At 30.6% G+C, this 17,760-nt stretch carries 12 protein-coding genes; 6 read left to right on the plus strand and 6 right to left on the minus strand.

Annotated features, from left to right (window positions below; translation table 11 throughout):
- The first annotated feature begins 66 nt into the window (after window positions 1-66).
- The 6 genes from H0I27_RS15870 (at window position 67) to H0I27_RS15895 (ending at window position 13,209) form a co-directional block, all read left to right on the plus strand.
- Window positions 67-5,094 carry a translocation/assembly module TamB domain-containing protein gene (locus tag H0I27_RS15870; protein WP_254713103.1) on the plus strand — a complete coding sequence of 1,676 codons (5,028 nt, stop codon included), beginning with the start codon at window positions 67-69 and terminating at the stop codon, window positions 5,092-5,094.
- A gap of 7 nt (window positions 5,095-5,101) precedes the next feature.
- Window positions 5,102-7,396, plus strand: coding sequence for a BamA/TamA family outer membrane protein (locus H0I27_RS15875; protein WP_218731621.1), 2,295 nt, complete (start codon window positions 5,102-5,104; stop codon window positions 7,394-7,396).
- A gap of 105 nt (window positions 7,397-7,501) precedes the next feature.
- Window positions 7,502-8,521, plus strand: coding sequence for an XdhC family protein (locus H0I27_RS15880; RefSeq protein WP_218731622.1), 1,020 nt, complete (start codon window positions 7,502-7,504; stop codon window positions 8,519-8,521).
- 4 nt (window positions 8,522-8,525) lie between these two features.
- Entirely contained in the window at window positions 8,526-9,125 is a 600-nt protein-coding gene (locus tag H0I27_RS15885; RefSeq protein WP_218731623.1) for an NTP transferase domain-containing protein, read from the plus strand.
- 14 nt (window positions 9,126-9,139) lie between these two features.
- Window positions 9,140-12,823 carry a metallophosphoesterase gene (locus H0I27_RS15890; RefSeq protein ID WP_218731624.1) on the plus strand — a complete coding sequence of 1,228 codons (3,684 nt, stop codon included), beginning with the start codon at window positions 9,140-9,142 and terminating at the stop codon, window positions 12,821-12,823.
- Window positions 12,824-12,828: 5 nt separating this feature from the next.
- Entirely contained in the window at window positions 12,829-13,209 is a 381-nt protein-coding gene (locus tag H0I27_RS15895; protein WP_218731625.1) for a DUF423 domain-containing protein, read from the plus strand.
- A gap of 74 nt (window positions 13,210-13,283) precedes the next feature.
- Here H0I27_RS15895 and H0I27_RS15900 read toward each other — a convergent pair whose 3' ends face one another.
- The 6 genes from H0I27_RS15900 to H0I27_RS15925 form a co-directional block, all read right to left on the minus strand.
- Entirely contained in the window at window positions 13,284-14,129 is an 846-nt protein-coding gene (locus tag H0I27_RS15900; protein ID WP_254712696.1) for a hypothetical protein, read from the minus strand.
- Window positions 14,130-14,239: 110 nt separating this feature from the next.
- On the minus strand, window positions 14,240-15,091 hold the full coding sequence (locus tag H0I27_RS15905) for a YgcG family protein (RefSeq protein ID WP_218731626.1): 852 nt from the start codon (window positions 15,089-15,091) through the stop codon (window positions 14,240-14,242).
- Entirely contained in the window at window positions 15,088-15,525 is a 438-nt protein-coding gene (locus H0I27_RS15910; RefSeq protein WP_218731627.1) for a TPM domain-containing protein, read from the minus strand. Before H0I27_RS15910 ends, H0I27_RS15905 begins: the two co-directional genes overlap by 4 nt.
- Before the next feature lies 1 nt (window position 15,526).
- Window positions 15,527-16,138, minus strand: a complete 612-nt coding sequence (locus H0I27_RS15915; RefSeq protein WP_218731628.1) for a LemA family protein — start codon at window positions 16,136-16,138, stop codon at window positions 15,527-15,529.
- A gap of 124 nt (window positions 16,139-16,262) precedes the next feature.
- Complete coding sequence (locus H0I27_RS15920; protein WP_165732026.1) at window positions 16,263-16,592, minus strand: MerR family transcriptional regulator; 330 nt, start codon at window positions 16,590-16,592, stop codon at window positions 16,263-16,265.
- Between the two features lie 119 nt (window positions 16,593-16,711).
- Window positions 16,712-17,680, minus strand: coding sequence for a M23 family metallopeptidase (locus H0I27_RS15925; RefSeq protein WP_165731855.1), 969 nt, complete (start codon window positions 17,678-17,680; stop codon window positions 16,712-16,714).
- Window positions 17,681-17,760: the final 80 nt, after the last annotated feature.

Genomic DNA, 17,760 nt, shown 5'->3' on the forward strand with positions numbered 1-17,760 from the left:
ATGATATTAGGACAATTTGAATAAAATTAGCAAGTTACATTTGCATAACTAAAATTGTCAGTTATAGTGTCTAAAAAAATAAAGAATAAAAAATATCGATTTTTAAGAAGATTCTTACGAGTTTTTTTAGGACTAATCATTCTTGTTAGTTTTTTAATACTTTTTATTAGAAGCCCTTGGGGACAAAGTGTTATTGTTGATAAGGCAGTAAACTATGTTACCGATAAAACAAACACTAAAATTACTGTAGACAAGCTATTTTTAACCTTTAAAGGTGGTTTGCAATTAGAAGGCTTGTATGTGGAAGACACCAAAGGAGACACGTTGGTATACTCTAAATCGTTAGAAGCAAACCTACCTCTTTGGGGAATGATTAAAGGAGGTGCCGTTGGTGTAGACAATTTAGAATGGAATGGTTTACGTGCCAATATTATAAGAAAAGACAGTCTTTCTGGGTATAACTTTCAGTTTTTAATAGATGCATTTGCATCAGAAGAACCAACTCCTGTTGTTGAAGAAACAACCTCTGAGCCAGTAGATATTATTCTTGGAAATATTGATTTATCAAATATTAATGTTGTTTTTAAAGATGATGTAATAGGAATTGACAGTCATTTTAAAATTGGAAATCTAACTGCCAATATGGATAAAGTTGATTTGCAAAAAATGATTTTTAATGCTGATGAAATTTCTCTTTCTGATACAAATATTAAACTTATTCAAAAGCCTGTAATTTCAAATACGCCAACTACAGAAAGTATTTTACCCACTTTATCTGTAAATAAGCTTTCTCTTAAAAAGGTTGAAGCTTATTTTGAAAACCCACAAGATCAATTAATTGCTGATGTAAGGGTTGCTGATTTTTATACAGAAATCCCTGAAATTAATTTATCTACAAACAAAATAAATCTTACCACACTTCAACTTAAAAGTTCTGATGTTCTCTTAAAAACAATTTCAACAAATACTGCAACCGTTAAAGAAACATCAAACAGTGATATCGCATTTAACTGGCCAGATTTTGAAGTACAAGTAAATGATATCAATTTAGAAAACAATAAGATTCAGTATTTTGTAAATAATGAAAAAGTGGTTCAAAATGTGTTCAATCCGAATGCACTTGTTTTAGAAGATGTAACCTTAAAAGCATCTGATATTTTATTAAAAGACCAAAAAGCAAATTTGAAATTAAGTGCTTTAAATTTTAAAGAAAAATCTGGATTTAGATTGAGGGAACTCGCACTAAATGCGGAAATAACAGATACAGAATTAAAAGTTTCAGACCTTAAAATCTCATTCAAAAAAAGTATGATTGCTGGTTTTGCAAATGCGAATTATAAATCACTTTCTCAATTCATTTCATCACCAGAAAACACAAAAATTAACATAGGCATTCCGTCATTCTCACTCTTTTTAGATGAACTTTTTACGTTTCAACCGAGTTTAAAACAAAATGAATATGTAACCAAATTAAGTAAAAAAGAACTTTTTGGTGAAGTAAATATAAATGGAGTTTTAGCTGATTTAAATATTGCCAACACCAACCTTAATTGGGGTAATTACACTAAAATATCTTTAGATGGAAACATCAAAAACAGTACAAACCCAGATAAGTTACAACTAAACATTCCTAATTTTGAAGCAAAGACAAAACGAAATGATCTTTTACAAATTGTAGACGAAAAAGCATTAGGGATTCATTTGCCGGAAGATATTTTAATAACGAGTAATGCAAAAGGTACTTTAAGCAACATCGTTACAAATACTAAAATAAATACATCACAAGGTATTGCAACAATTAAAGGAAACTTTAAAAACGAAGCAAAAATTAGCTACAATACGGATATAAAAATTGAAAACTATAATGTTGGTACCCTTTTAATGAATCCTAATTTTGGTGAATTAAGTGTTCAATTAAAATCGGAAGGAAGCGGTAAAAGTATTCAGGATTTAGATGCCACGCTACAAACTACCATTTCTAAATTTCAGTTAGAAAAGTATGAAATAAGAGACTTACAAATAGAAGGAGATTTTAAAAATAGTATCGGAAAAATTACCTCAACATATAAAGATAAAAATGTAAACTTAGATTTATTAGCTAATGTAGCGTTAGACTCTATAAACACCAAAGCAACTGTTAATTTAAATCTAATTGGTGCAGATTTAGAAGCACTTAGTATTATGCAGCGTAAGGTAAAAACGGGTATGGAACTTTCTTTAAACTTTAAAGGAAACCCTAAAAAATACACTTTAAAAAGTAACATAAAAAATGGTGTAGCCGTCTATAATAACAGAACGTTTTTAGTAGGAGACTTTGCTGTTAATGCCTTTGTAGATAAAGACACAACGGCTGTTTCTATCAAAAATAAAATGATTGATTTAAATTTAGAATCAAACACAGATCCACAAACTTTTAGTAACGCTTTGCAACGTCATGTTGCTAGTTATTTTTATAGAGATGTTACGGTTTCCGACACCGTTAAAAGTCCAGTAAATTTAAAATTAAAAGCTAAAATTTCTCAAACGCCACTTTTAAGAGATGTCTTCTTGGTTAATTTAAAAGATTTAGACACTATAAATATTGATGTCGATTTTAAAGAGAAGAAACGAAAACTAACTGCCAATATTACGGCTCCTCACATTAATTTTAGCGATAATGAATTAGACAGTTTATCTTTTTCTATGCTTACAGATAATGAAGATTTCAATTTTAATTTAGGTTTTAAAGAAATTAAAGCAGGACCTTTAAATGTACCAAAAACTGTTATTACAGGAATTCAACAAAACAACGAATTGTCCCTTAATTTTTTAGGTTTCTATGACGGAGAGAAATTAATGAATGTAAACTCAAAAATTACTGGAAACAGCGATAAATTAAAGTTTACCATAGATCAAGATAGTTTGTTATTGAATAGTAATAAATGGAAAATTCCGAAAACAAATGCCGTTGTATTTGAAAATAATAAACTCACATTCTCTGATTTTAAAATCAGTAAAAACAATCAATCTATAGAAATTACAGATAAAATATCCCGTATAGCAGGAGATCACATCGGCTTAAATTATAAAAATTTTGAAATAAATGAAGTTTTTAATTATTTAAGTCCAGAAAAAGAGATTGCAGCAGGAACTTTAAATGGTGATTTTATTTTAGAGCAACCTTTTGGTGATACAGGTATTATTGCAAATTTAAGTATTAATGAATTACAAGTATTAAAAACAGCTTTTGGTACCTTAAGTTTAGATGCCAAATCTTTAGAAAATGGTAAATATGATTTTAATGCTAGCTTAAAAGAAGGGGCCATAGACTTAGATTTAAAAGGAGATTATTTTGTAGATAATAATGATGCTAACTTAAATTTAGATTTACTCATTAACAACTTTAAAATGCAAGCTTTAAACACACTGTCTTTGGGGGAAATTAAAGAAACTTCTGGTAGTCTCTCAGGAAATTTTAAAGTAACAGGCACAACATCAGATCCAAAATATAAAGGGAACTTAGATTTTACAAATGCAGCTTTTAAAGTGACCAAACTAAACGCAAAATTTAACTTACAGAACGAAACTTTAAGTGTAGATAACAGCGGTTTATCTCTCTCTAACTTCACCATTTTAGATGGCGAAAAAAATGCTTTAGTTGTTTCAGGAACCGTTAAAACCAAGAGTTTTATAAATCCTACCTTTAATTTAGACATTAAAGCCAATAAATTTAGAGTGCTAAACGCTACAAAAGAAGACAATGAATCGCTTTACGGAAAAGTCTCTTTTAATGTAGATGCAAAACTAACTGGAAATTTACAGGTTCCTAAATTAAATGCAAAATTAGTGGTGGGTTCAGACACAGATGTTACCTATGTGTTACCTTCTAGTTATGCAAATATAGAAGAAAGAGAAGGAGTTGTTGCTTTTGTTAATAGAGAAAATCCGGATGCAATTTTAACTCAAAATGAAGAACAAATTGCTATAATTACAGGCTTTGATTTAAAAGCGCTCTTAAAAATTGATAAAGAAGCTGCCGTAAAAGTTATCATAGATAAAGAAACTGGCGACAATTTTAAGATTTCTGGTGATGGTGATTTTGTTTTATTAATGGATCCTAATGGTCGTTTAACTTTAACAGGTGCTTATGAAGTTGCTAGCGGACATTACGAACTTAACTTATACAATGTTGTAGATAGAAAATTTGTTTTAGTTCCTGGAAGTAGAATTTCTTGGGCAGGAGACCCGTTAGATGCTAAATTAGACATCCGTACAAGTTACACCTTAAAAACCTCTGCCTCTACCTTAATGGCTTCTCAAATTTCAGGAGAAGATTCAGCAACCAAAAATAAATACAAACAAGTATTGCCATTTAATGTGTATTTAAATATTGATGGAGAATTGTTACAGCCAAAAATATCTTTTAATTTAGACATGCCAGAAGACCAACAAGGCGCCATTAGCGGTCAGGTGTATGAACGTGTGCAACAAGTAAACCAACAAGAAGACGAATTAAACAGGCAAGTTTTTTCTTTATTAGTTTTAAATAGGTTTTATCCAGATGCTGGTAGCGATGGTAGTTCTGGTGGTTTTGCAACAATTGCTAAAAACAATTTAAATGATGCTGTTTCTGGACAATTAAATTCTTTTTCTGATAAAATTCTTGGAGGTTCTGGTATTGAATTAGATTTTGGTTTAAATAGTTTTACAGATTACCAAGGAGACGCACCAACCGATAGAACACAATTGGATGTTGCTGCTCAGAAGAAATTATTTAACGATCGTTTAACCGTAAGAGTTGGTAGCGAAGTAGACATACAAGGTAGCAGTTCTACGGAAGAAAAATCGCCTTTAATTGGTAATGTGAGTTTAGAATATAAAATTACAGAAGATGGCAGATACCGTGTTAGAGGTTTTAGAAAAAGTGAATTTGAAAATGTGATAGACGGACAAACCATTGTAAGTGGAATTGCATTAATTTTCACCAAAGAGTTTAATGAGTTTCATCAACTTTGGGATTCTATTTTGAGTGCTAATAAAGATAGTGAAACCACAAAGGAAACGGATGATCTAAAAACAACAAATAAGACTAAAAATTCAGAAAATAAAAAGTAAATAAATTTTGAAAACACCCTATACAAAACAGCTCTTTTTAATAGTACTATTCGTTTTTATTTACGGTTGTGGTATAAAAAAACACATTCCAGAAGGCAAGCGTTTGTATACGGGCGCTAGCATTGTTATTAAAGCCGATTCTACCTTAGAAAAAGTAAAAGAACTACAAGACGATTTGGTTACTGTATTAAGTCCAAAACCCAATACAAGGCTACTAGGAATGCATCTAGGGCTGTATTATTACTATAAAAATCAGCAAGAAAACCCTGGTTTTTTAAGTAGGTGGTTGTATAAAAAAATCGGACAAAAACCAGTCTATCAATCAGACATAAACGTTTTAGAAAATGAAAACCTTTTACGAAACAAACTAGAAAATTATGGGTTTTTCTATAGCACCATTGCTCCTAATTTTAAAGAAAAGAAAAAAGAAGCAGCTATTGTCTATAATTTAAAAGTTCCTGCTCCTTATAAAATGGCTACCTACAAAATAGATAGTATGGTTTCGCCAATTTATAACGAGATAAAAAGATTGACCACAAAATCTCCATTTCAGAAAAATAAACGTTTCGATTTAGGGAGTTTAAAGTTAGAAAGGCTGCGTTTAGATACAGAATTAAAAAATAACGGATATTATAATTTTAATCCAGATTTTTTACTCTTTGAAGCAGATACCAATCAATATAAAAGCAATAGTAAAAAATTCGATTTGTTTTTAAAGTTGAAAGCAAAAGTTCCAAAAAAATCTACTGTTCCGTATCAAATCACTAACATCAATGTTTTTCCTAATTATAATTTAAATGATTCTACAGCTGTAAAAAGCATACGTTTCCAGGGGAAAAACTATCACCAAGACTCTGTTTATTTTAAACCAAAATATTTAGATGAATTTATCACTTTAAAAGAAGGAGAACGTTTTAACCCATCAACCTCTAAAAATACTGCTAGAAGACTTTCTTCTATTGGTGTCTATAAGTTTGTAAACATTCAATATAAAGAATTAAAAGACTCTATAACAGACACAATTGGTAGTTTAGAGGCCAATATTTTTTTATCACCATTAACAAAACGCGCCATACGTGCAGAACTGCAAGCCGTTACAAAATCTAATAATTTTGCGGGGCCAGAATTGTCTTTAACCTATAGCAATAGAAACTTATTTAAAGGAGGTGAAACATTAAACATTAGTACAAATATTGGGTACGAAACACAAATTACTAGTGGTACTTCTGGTTTAAGTAGTTTAGAATTAGGCCTAAAAAGTGAACTTATTTTCCCGAGAGTTATTACTCCATTTAATATTAATAAAGATTATTTTGACTACTCTACTCCCAAAACTAAAACCAGTCTAAGCGCAACCTATTTAAATAGAAGTCAACTGTATACACTTTTATCTGGTACTGGTATTTTTGGGTACACATGGAATGCAAATAAATATATTACGTATGAATTTAATCCTATTTCTATAAATTATACACGCTTATCGAATACTACAGACGAATTTCAAGAAATTTTAGATAATAATTCATTTTTACAAAGTAGTTTTGATCAGCAATTTATAAGCGGACTTACTTTTTCATTTATTTATAATGAAATGTTAAACGCATCAAAAAAACATCAATTTTTCTTACAGACTACACTAGATGTTGCTGGTAATTCTATTAGTCTATTTGATAAAAAAACAGCTGAAACAAATACTTTTTTAGGCTTGGAATACGCACAATATGCAAAAGCAGATATTGATTTAAGGTATCATTATAATTTTGGTTCTAAAAAAGAGCAAACAATTGCCACACGATTCTTTGCTGGATATGGCTATGCTTACGGAAATTCTGATGTAATACCATTTGTAAAACAATATTATGCAGGTGGACCTTATAGTGTAAGAGCTTTTAATATTAGATCTTTAGGACCTGGAACTTATAATGATGAAACTTCAGAAAGTACAAGCTCTTTCTTTGATAAAACAGGAAATGTTCGTTTAGAAGCAAATTTAGAATATCGTTTTCCTATTTACTCTATTTTAAAAGGAGCGGTGTTTGCAGATGCAGGTAATGTTTGGAATACCGTTTCAAATTCAGATTTTAATGATACGGATGGTAATGTTAGAGATAAGTTTACGTCAAACTTTATAAATGAATTAGGTATGGGAGCAGGTTTTGGTTTGCGAGTAGATGTACAGGGGTTTGTAATCCGTTTTGATTTGGCAGCGCCTTTTCATGACCCTTCCTTAGAAGAAGGAAAACGTTGGGATTTTAGAGCAGACGAACCTGTATTTAACTTTGCTATTGGTTATTCTTTTTAAGTTGATCTTGTTTTTTACAAAGACAAAAATGTTCCCTATTTTTAGTATACTTAAAAAAGAAGTAACAAAAGTTTTATATTTAAACCTAAATTATAGTATTTATTAATGAATCACGAACTTAAAGAAATTATAAATCAGGCGGTCATCAACCAACAAAAAGGGTTGAAAAATGTATTGGCAACCGTAGTACATTTAGAAGGTTCTTCTTATAGAAAACCAGGTGTACGCATGTTAATTTCTGAAGATTTAAGTTCTGTTGGAGCCGTGAGTGGTGGTTGTGTAGAAAAGGAAATTAAACACAGATCTAAAAGTGTTTTTTCTGATAACAAACCAAAAGTAATTACATACGATGGTAGGTATAAGTTAGGCTGCGAAGGTATTTTATATGTTTTAATAGAACCTTTTTTTATTACGGATGTATTTCTCACTCATTTTTCGAAAGCAAATTCAGTTAGAGAAACCATACATATTGCAAGTTACTTTACCAATGAAAATGAAGCTTTTGGAAATTTTGGTTCTGTAATTACTTTTCATAATAAAAAACAATTTACGTTTTCTGAAGGATTTAATCATCAGTATAAAAAAGACGTTATAATCTTCTCTCAAATAGTACAACCTAGTTTTAGGTTGATTATAATTGGAGGCGAACACGATGCTGTTAAACTTTGTAAAGTAGCCGCAACATTAGGTTGGGAAATTGATGTGATAACCTGTATTAAGGATTCTAAAGAATTAAAAGATTTTCCGGGAGCAAATTCGGTAAATGGTGATTCTACAGAAACTATTCAATTTACAAATATTGAAGAAAATACGGCTATTGTAATTATGAATCATAGTTACGTACAAGATTTAAAATATGTTATAAAGCTGTCTGAATATACACCAAAATATATTGGTATTTTAGGCGCTCCAAACAGAAGGGAACGATTGTTTAACGAGCTTTTTGAATTTGTACCAGATATTTCTGATGAATTTTTAGAAACTATTTATACACCTGCAGGTTTACATATTGGTGCAGAAACCCCAGAAGAAATTGCCGTTTCTATTGTCGCGGAAATTCTATCTGTAATTAGAAAAAAAGAGCCTTTTTCTTTAAGAAAATTAACAGGGAAAATTAACACATAAATTTATGAAAAACATTGCTGTTTTAGTTTTGGCTGCAGGCAAATCATCTAGAATGAATAGCATAAAACAGTTAGAAAAAGTAAATAATAAAACACTTTTAGAACATACTTTAGAGAAAATACAACATATTTATGCTTCCACTATATTTTGTATTTTAGGCGCAAATGCTGATAAAATTAAATCAGAAGTAAGCACTAGAAACGTTCAATTTATTGAAAATACTAATTTCGAAGATGGATTAAGCTCTAGCATCGTTTCTGGCATTCAGTACTTTAAACAAAATAATTTCAATTTTGAAGGCATTTTTATCTTATTAGCAGATCAACCAGCTATTGATGTTGCTTATATTGAAGATATGCTTCATTTATTTGAACAACATAAAGATAAAATTATAGCATCTAACTATGGTGAAAAATTAGGTGTTCCTGCAATTTTTCCTAAAAAATATTTTTCTGATATATTTCTTATAAAAGGAGACAAAGGCGCAAACGAATTCATCAACAAAAAGAAAAACGAAATTATTTGTTCTACAATACCAACAAACTTCTTAGACATAGATACCAGAGAAGATTTGCAACGATATAAAAACTCAATTTTAAAATAGTTATTTTAGCACTTATGAAACTACTTAGATATTCCATATTCTTTTTACTTTTTTTATGCATTTCTGCCTGCGCAACCATAAAAAAACAAATTGCAGACAACCAACCTAGCGTGATTAAAAAGGATAGTTCTAAAATTGAACATACTTTTTATTTAATTGGAGACGCAGGAAACTCAACATTAGAAGAAGATTCACCTGCTTTAAAATATTTAAAAAAGCACATTAAAAGTGCATCAGAAGAATCTACTTTACTTTTTTTAGGTGATAATGTCTATGAAACGGGTATACCTGATAAAGATTCTAAAAAATATCCTTTGGCAAAAAGAAGAATTGAAGCGCAAACAAATGTTGCGAAACAATTTAAAGGAAAATCTATATTTATTCCAGGAAATCACGATTGGTATCATGGTCTAGATGGCTTAAAAAGAGAAGAAAAACTAGTTGAAAAAGCATTAGGAAAATCAGCTTTTTTACCGAATAATGGTTGTCCGTTAGAAAAAGTTAAAATTTCTGAAGACATTGTTTTAATTATTGTTGATACACATTGGTATGTAACAAACTGGGACAATCAGCCCACAATAAATGATGAATGTGAAATTAAAACAAGAGAAAAATTCTTTGATGAATTTGAAGGACTCATCAAAAAAGCAAGGGGAAAAACAACGATTGTGGCTTTACACCACCCAATGTTTACAAACGGTTCTCATGGCGGACAATATTCTTTTAAAAGCCACATGAGTCCACTACCTGTTTTAGGTTCTCTTAAAAATTTAATTAGAGAAACCTCTGGACTTTCAAATACCGATATTCAGAATAAAAAATATAACGAACTAAGAAAGCGTATTATCACACTCTCTCAAGAAAATGATAAAACGATTTTTGTTTCTGGTCACGACCATAACCTACAATATATTGTAGAAGATAATTTACCTCAAATAATAAGTGGTTCTGGTTCTAAAACAATGGCGACCAAATTAACAGGAAATGCAAAATTTACTTATGGAGCGCAAGGTTTTGCCAAGTTAGATATTTATGAAGATGGTTCGTCTAACGTTGCTTTTTATACCGTAAAAGATGATAAAATTGTATACGCCACAGAAGTTTTACCTGCCAATGAAAACACCAACTTTGCTCCGTTTACTAATACTAATATAACAGCAAAAAAAGCATCTATTTACACCAAAGAGGAAGTTGAAAAAAGTGGTATTTATCGTTTTTTATGGGGAGAACGTTATAGAAAATATTTTGGTACAGAAATAAATGCACCTACGGTAGATTTAGACACTCTTTTTGGCGGATTAAAGCCTGTTAGAAAAGGTGGCGGACATCAATCTAAATCATTAAGACTTGAAGACTCAGAAGGTAGAGAATATGTAATGCGTGCCTTACGTAAAAATGCTGTTCAGTATTTACAGGCAGTTGCTTTTAAAGACCAATATATAGAAGGCCAATTTAACAACACTGCTACAGAAGGCTTGTTAAATGATGTTTTTACAGGTTCTCATCCATATGCACCTTTTACTATTGGTAAATTAGCTGATGCAGTTGGTGTTTATCATACAAATCCTGTTTTATATTACATTCCTAAACAAAATAGTTTAGGGAATTTTAATGATGAATTTGGTGGTGAATTATACATGATTGAAGAAAGAGCTGCTTCTGGCCACGGAGACAAAGAAAGTTTTGGGTTTGCAGATGAAATAATTAGTACAGATGATTTATTAAAGAAATTAAGTAAAAATGAACATCATATTTTAGACGAAAAAGCATACATAAAAGCACGTTTATTCGACATGTTAATTGGAGATTGGGACAGACACCAAGACCAATGGAGATGGGCTATTTTTAAAGAAGGTGAACAGACAATTTACAGACCGGTTCCTAGAGATAGAGACCAAGCTTTTGCTGTCTTTGGTGACGGTTTTTTATTAAATATTACCACAAAATTAATACCTGCATTGCGTGCAATGCAATCGTATAAAGAAGATATTGGCAGCCCAAAATGGTTTAATTTATCTCCGTATCCTTTAGACATGGCATTAATTACAACAGCAACTAAAAACGATTGGGATGCACAAGTAAAGTTAATAACCACCAACCTTACAGATGCAGTTATAGAAGATGCTTTTACTAATTTCCCTAACGAAGTAAGAGACCATACTGTTTTAGAAATAAAAACTAAATTACAAGTCAGAAGAAAGAATTTACAAAAAATTTCTGATGCATATTTTCAACATCTAAATAAATTTCAGGTTATAAAAGGTACTCATAAAGATGATTGGTTTGATATTGAAAGAGTCCCTAATGGAGGTACAAAAATAACTGGATACCGAATTATAAAAGGCGAAAAAGGAACCATTTTTCATGAACGAACTTACAAGAAATCTGACACCAAAGAAATCTGGATTTATGGTTTAGATGATGATGACACTTTTGTAATAAAAGGCGAAGCTAAAAACTTAATAAAAGTTAGAATTATTGGCGGTCAAAACAACGATGTTTATAATATTTTAAATGGTAAAAAAGTAAAAATTTATGATTTTAAATCTAAGAAAAACACTTTTATAACAAACAAAGGCAGTAAAAAGTTAACAGATAATTACGAAACGAACGTGTACGATTACACGAAGCTTAAAAACAATCAGTTTATTATATCTCCAACCATTGGTTTTAATGCAGACGACGGTGTAAAATTGGGTGTTTCTAATGTATATACTTCTTTTGGCTTTGAGAGAAACCCATTTACTTCTCAACATACCTTAAATGCTGCCTACTATTTTGCAACTAGTGGTTTTGAATTTGATTATTCTAGCGAGTTTGCAAACGTTATAAAAAATTGGAATCTAGGCGTAAAAGCACGTTTTACAAGTCCTAATTTTGCTATGAATTATTTTGGTTTAGGGAATAACTCTAAAAACCTAAATGCTCCTCATGAAATTAAATACGAAGAATACAACAGGCTTAAAATAAAAGAATTGAGTGCTGGTACTTTTATACAGTGGAAAGGAGATTTAGATGGAACAATAAAAGTAGGTGTAAATTTTCAAAACTTTAAAGTAGAACAAACACCTAACAGGTTTATAAGTGATACTTTCTCATCAAATAATGCCATTTTTAACAATCAACAATTTATAAATACAGAAGCTGGTTATCAGTTTGAAAATGCAGATAATACTGCTTTTCCAACAATGGGAATGAAAACATCCTTAAAAGTAGGATATACTTCTAACCTTAAAAACAGTAACAATTTTGGATATTTAATTCCTGCTATTTCTTTTGATTATAAATTGATTTCTAGCGGAAAACTAGTGCTTGCAACCAAAGTAAAAGGACATTATAATTTTGGAGATTCTTATGAGTTATATCAAGCAGCAAGTATTGGTGGTAATGATGGTTTAAGAGCCTATAGAAACGAACGTTTTACAGGAAAAAATTCAGTGTATCAATCTACAGATCTTCGTTTACTTTTAAGTAAAGTTAAAACAAGTATTGTGCCTCTAAACATTGGTATTTATGGAGGTTTTGATTACGGAACTGTTTGGGGACAACAAAACACCACCTTTAACAATACTAAATTTAACACTTCTGCTGGAGGAGGTATTTTCTTTAACGCAGCAAATATGTTAGTTGCAAATGTGGCTGTATTTAATGGAGATGATGGAGTAAGAGCAACTGTTAATTTAGGATTCAATTTTTAATAATTATGGATAAAATAGCATTAATTTCTGGAGCATTTTTTGGAATGTCAGCCGTAATTTTTGGTGCTTTTGGTGCGCACCTTTTAAAGAAAAAACTAAACACAGACCAATTACAAAGTTTTGAAACGGGTGTTAAATACCAAATGTATCATGCCATTGTATTACTTGTTTTAGGTTTTCAGTTAAACCACAAAATTACCATTGACAATTACATTGTTTATTCATTTATTATCGGAATCATTTTATTTTCATTTTCTATTTATGGTTTAGTAATTTCTTCTGCCAATAATAAAAAACTAAAATTTTTAGGACCAATTACACCGTTAGGAGGACTATGTTTAGTGTTAGGTTGGGGGTTGTTAATTTATAAGTTTGCTATTCAATAAAAGACAACTGGAGATAATTTATAATAACCTAGCTCTTTTTCATGGGAATAAATTAGTTTTAATGGGGCAACAAACTAAAACTTCAACTCATAAAAATTACCGCCAACACCATCGGCTTTTTCATCGGTAATATATAAAGTATTATTGTCTTTAAAAGTAATTCCTTCTTTTTGAGAATAAGAATTTAATGGAATTTTGGTTAATTTTCCTGATAAAAAATCATCGTTTTTATAATCCGTAAAAATTAAAACAGCAGCAGGTGACAACAATGCTACTTTGCTACCATCGTCAGAAATATCTGCAGAAGTAATCCAACATTCCTTGTCGTTACAATTATTAAATTCAGAAATAAATACTGCTTCATGTTTCCCTTCTTTAGCAGGAACCTTGTATAAAGAGGTTTTACCATACTTTTCTTCTACCCTACTTTTAGTAAACACATAAAATGAATTATTATAATAGAAAAAAGATTCTGCATCAAAAAACAGTTTTTTCTTTTTAGGTGGAAACTTCTTTTGTTCCGGATAAGAAAACTTAATTTTTTCTACTTTTATTTTTTTAGAACTTGTTAAATCACCATGTTTTACTTTTAAAATAACAAGGTTTTCTCTTTCACTATCATTATTTCCAAAATCACCAATATAAAGGTTTCCTTCTTCGTCGGATGCAAGGTCTTCCCAATCGTGGTTTTTTTCTTTTATGGTAAGCTCTTCAACAATATTTCCGGTAGCAGAAACACCGTAAATTTTAGGTTTATTTCCACTATCGTTTAGCATCCAAATTAAATCTGAATTGGCAACTACTTCTGCTCCAGAAACCTCTTCTAAGTCTTTTGATAATTCTGATATAAGTTTTAAACTACCAAAATTTTGACAACTAACTAAAGACAAAAAACTAAAAATTACAGTTATTACTTTCATCAACAATTCAATTTATTTTAATATTAAAACCCTTCAGTTTTTTTATTCTGAAGGGTTTGTTATTTGTTTTTTATTAGGTTTTCTTCCGACAAGAAAGATTAAAATGGAATTTACCAGCCACCAGAAGCGCCACCTCCACCAAAACTACCTCCGCCGAAACCGCCTCCAAAGCCTCCTCCACCGAAGCTTCCGCCTCCAGATGAACTTCCAAAACCACCGCCAAAACTTCCGCTACCTCTACCGGCGTTACTTAAAATAATAGTTTCTAAAATAGCGCCTGCAATAGATCCGCTTCTAAAACCTCTACCACCACTACCATTATTTTTATTTCCTCTAGAAATTAAAATAAAAATGATGAATACTATAATGATAAAAATAATAATCCCAGGATCAAAACCTTCTGCATCTTTTTGCCTACTTCCTTTAAACTCTCCGTTTAAGGTTCTAAAAATATAATCAGACCCTTTGTCTAAACCGCTATAATAATCTCCTCTTTTAAACTCGGGAATAATAACTCTTTCAATAATTCTCTTTGCCTGAAAATCGGTTAAAAGATGCTCTGTACCTTTACCAGCTTGAATAGCAATTCTTCTGTCGTTTAATGCCAACAACATTAAAACACCATTGTCTTTTTTTGCATCACCTATTCCCCATTTCTCTCCCCAATTAGCTGCTAAATAATTAATATTTTCACCTTCGGTGGATGGAATAATAGCTACTACAATTTGAGTAGAAGTGGTATCTGAATAACGAACCAATTTACTTTCTAAACTTGTTTTTTGACTCTCAGTTAATAAACTAGTATAATCATATACACTGGTTTGAAACTCTGGAATTTCTGGGATTTGATACCCTTGAGAAAAAACACTTAACGTGAATAAAAACGCAATAAAAAAAGTAATTTTTCTAAAAAATACTGCTAACTGAATACTACTTACTGAATACTGTTTACTGTATATCATCCTTTAGAAATCTCATTAGAAAGTTCATCTACATCATCAATTTGCCAAGGAAAGTGTGATTGCAATTCTTTTCCTGCCTTTAAAATTCCGTCTACAATTCCTTGTTTAAAAGCACCTTGTTTAAAATGATTTTGCATTACATCTTTAGTCGTATCCCAAAAATCTTTTGGTACTACTTTGTTAATTCCTTTATCACCATAAATAACAAATTTCTTGTCTTTTACAGCAACGTAGATCAACACTGCATTATCATCTTTAGTGTTGTTCATTTTTAGCAAATGAAAAACTTCTAACGCTCGTTCATCATGATTCTTCTCTGTGGTAGCCTCAATATGCACTCGTATTTCGCCAGAAGTTTCTTTCTCTGCAACTCTTATAGCAGAAATAATTTCTTGTTCTTCTTCTGGAGACAGAAACGCTTCTACTTTAGACATATTATTCTTTTTTATTATTAAAATCAAAGTTTACATCTGGTGCATTTTCAGATCCTGCATCTGCTTTATAACGATCCATTTCATCAAAATTAAACATTCCTGCTAACACAGAATTTGGAAATACTTTGATGTGTTTGTTATAATTATTTACACCTTCATTAAAACGATCTCTAGCAACATTAATTCTGTTCTCTGTACCTTCTAATTGACTTTGTAATTCTAAAAAGTTTTGATTCGCTTTTAATTCTGGATAACGCTCTACTGAAACTAATAATTTTGATAACGCACCTGTTAAGCCAGATTGCGCTTGTTGAAATTGCGCCATATTATCTGCTGTTAAATCTCCTGCATTTATATTTACAGAGGTAGCTTTTGCTCTTGCTTCAATCACTTCTGTTAAAGTAGTTCTTTCAAAATCTGCTGCTCCTTGTACTGTTTTAATAAGATTACCAATTAAATCATTTCTACGTTGGTAAGAGCTCTCTACATTAGACCAAGTTGTTTTTGCATCTTCTTGTAAAACAACAGCTTCATTATTAAAGTTTTTACCCCAATTGTATACTCCGAAAACAACAACAAGGATTACTATTACTGGTATTAACCATTTTTTCATAATTTCTAATTTTTAATTTTTTGATTGATTGATTTTTGTACTACAAAACTACTTAATATTCTTCGGGTTGTAAAAGAATATTAGCTTCTATCCTATTAAGTTAGACATCTAAACTAAAGAAATGTTACAATTGATTTTTAATTTTAATCAATTCTGCTTTCACCCCTTCTAATCTAGTAATAATTTCAAGGTTGTGAACTATTCCTTCTGGATTTTTCTTAAGTTTCTGTTTAGCTCCATCTAAGGTAAAACCTCGCTCTTTTACAAGGTTAAATATTAACTTAAAGTTTTTAATATCTTCTTGTGTAAATAAACGATTTCCTTTAGCATTTTTTTTAGGCTTAATAATATCAAACTCTTTTTCCCAAAAACGAACTAATGAAGTATTTACGTCAAACGCTTTGGCAACTTCACCTATTTTATAATATCTTTTCTCGGGTAAATCTACGTGCATCTTTTTCAGTATTAAGTATTTGAAGATTAAAAAAGTATTTTTAGAATAGTAATTTTTAATATTCTTTTTTTGACTTATCTCTTATATCAATAATCTTGTTCCTAAATTGAAACAAAAAATTAATCGTAAGACTGCCCTTCTTCTTCTGCAGCTTTTTGCATTGCTGCAAACTCTTCTGGAGTTAAATCTCCATAATAAAAATTAATAGGATTTACAGCTACATCGTTTTTATGAACTTCATAATGTAAATGTGCCGATACCGATCTACCAGTATTACCAACATATCCAATTAAGTCCCCACGTTTTACCTTGTCACCTTTTTTCGCTTTTATTTTACTCATATGGGCATAAATAGTTTTATATCCATATCCATGATCTATATAAACCACGTTTCCAAAAGTGGCACTTCTTTGTGCTCTTATTACATCTCCATTACCAGAAGCAAAAATAGGCGTTCCTACAGGGGCTGTAAAATCCATTCCTTTATGGAATTTTCTAATTTTTAATATTGGATGATATCTCCATTTATAGCCTGAAGCCATTCTTGTTAAATCTGCAAGTTTTACGGGCAAAATAGCAGGAATTGAAGCTAACATTTTCTCCTTTTCTTTTGCCAAATTTACAATTTCATCTAAAGATTTAGACTGCACAACCAATTGTTTAGAAAGTATATCTATGTCTTTAGTTACTTTTGCAATCATCGTAGAATTATCGAAACCATCTAAATATTTGTATCTATTTACCCCTCCAAAACCAGCTTTTCTTTGCTCATCTGATATAGGATTTGCTTCAAAATAAGTTCTATAAATATTGTTATCTCTTTCTTGTAATTGCGCCAAAATAGACGAACTTTCTTGCATTTTTTTAGAAAGCAACTCGTAATGTAACTTTAAATTTTCTAGTTCTCTTTTTTGAGCTCGCTCTCTTGGAGACATTATAAACTGGCTAAACACAATAAAACCAATAAATGCAGATAATACTAAAGCTAAAACTCCAATAACAGTTTTCTTATAATATTCACCCTTTTTTACAGCAATTTTCCTGTAAGAAAGTGTGTCCGCATCGTAATAATATTTTACTTTTGCCATATTGCTAAATAGACTATTTTTGTGCTTTTATATTGAGTTTCATTTTTAATAACTCACAAATTTACAAAATGTTTTACAAC

Origin of the sequence: Polaribacter sp. HaHaR_3_91, from assembly GCF_019278525.1 — a bacterium.
Classification (GTDB): domain Bacteria; phylum Bacteroidota; class Bacteroidia; order Flavobacteriales; family Flavobacteriaceae; genus Polaribacter.

Excerpts from the sequence above, each read along its gene's own strand:
- H0I27_RS15880 (WP_218731622.1), top strand. The coding sequence starts at position 7,502 with ATGAATCACGAACTTAAAGAAATTATAAATCAGGCGGTCATCAACCAA.
- H0I27_RS15925 (WP_165731855.1), bottom strand. The coding sequence starts at position 17,680 with ATGGCAAAAGTAAAATATTATTACGATGCGGACACACTTTCTTACAGG.
- H0I27_RS15900 (WP_254712696.1), bottom strand. The coding sequence starts at position 14,129 with ATGAAAGTAATAACTGTAATTTTTAGTTTTTTGTCTTTAGTTAGTTGT.
- H0I27_RS15905 (WP_218731626.1), bottom strand. The coding sequence starts at position 15,091 with ATGATATACAGTAAACAGTATTCAGTAAGTAGTATTCAGTTAGCAGTA.
- H0I27_RS15910 (WP_218731627.1), bottom strand. The coding sequence starts at position 15,525 with ATGTCTAAAGTAGAAGCGTTTCTGTCTCCAGAAGAAGAACAAGAAATT.
- H0I27_RS15890 (WP_218731624.1), top strand. The coding sequence starts at position 9,140 with ATGAAACTACTTAGATATTCCATATTCTTTTTACTTTTTTTATGCATT.
- H0I27_RS15915 (WP_218731628.1), bottom strand. The coding sequence starts at position 16,138 with ATGAAAAAATGGTTAATACCAGTAATAGTAATCCTTGTTGTTGTTTTC.
- H0I27_RS15920 (WP_165732026.1), bottom strand. The coding sequence starts at position 16,592 with ATGCACGTAGATTTACCCGAGAAAAGATATTATAAAATAGGTGAAGTT.
- H0I27_RS15885 (WP_218731623.1), top strand. The coding sequence starts at position 8,526 with ATGAAAAACATTGCTGTTTTAGTTTTGGCTGCAGGCAAATCATCTAGA.
- H0I27_RS15895 (WP_218731625.1), top strand. The coding sequence starts at position 12,829 with ATGGATAAAATAGCATTAATTTCTGGAGCATTTTTTGGAATGTCAGCC.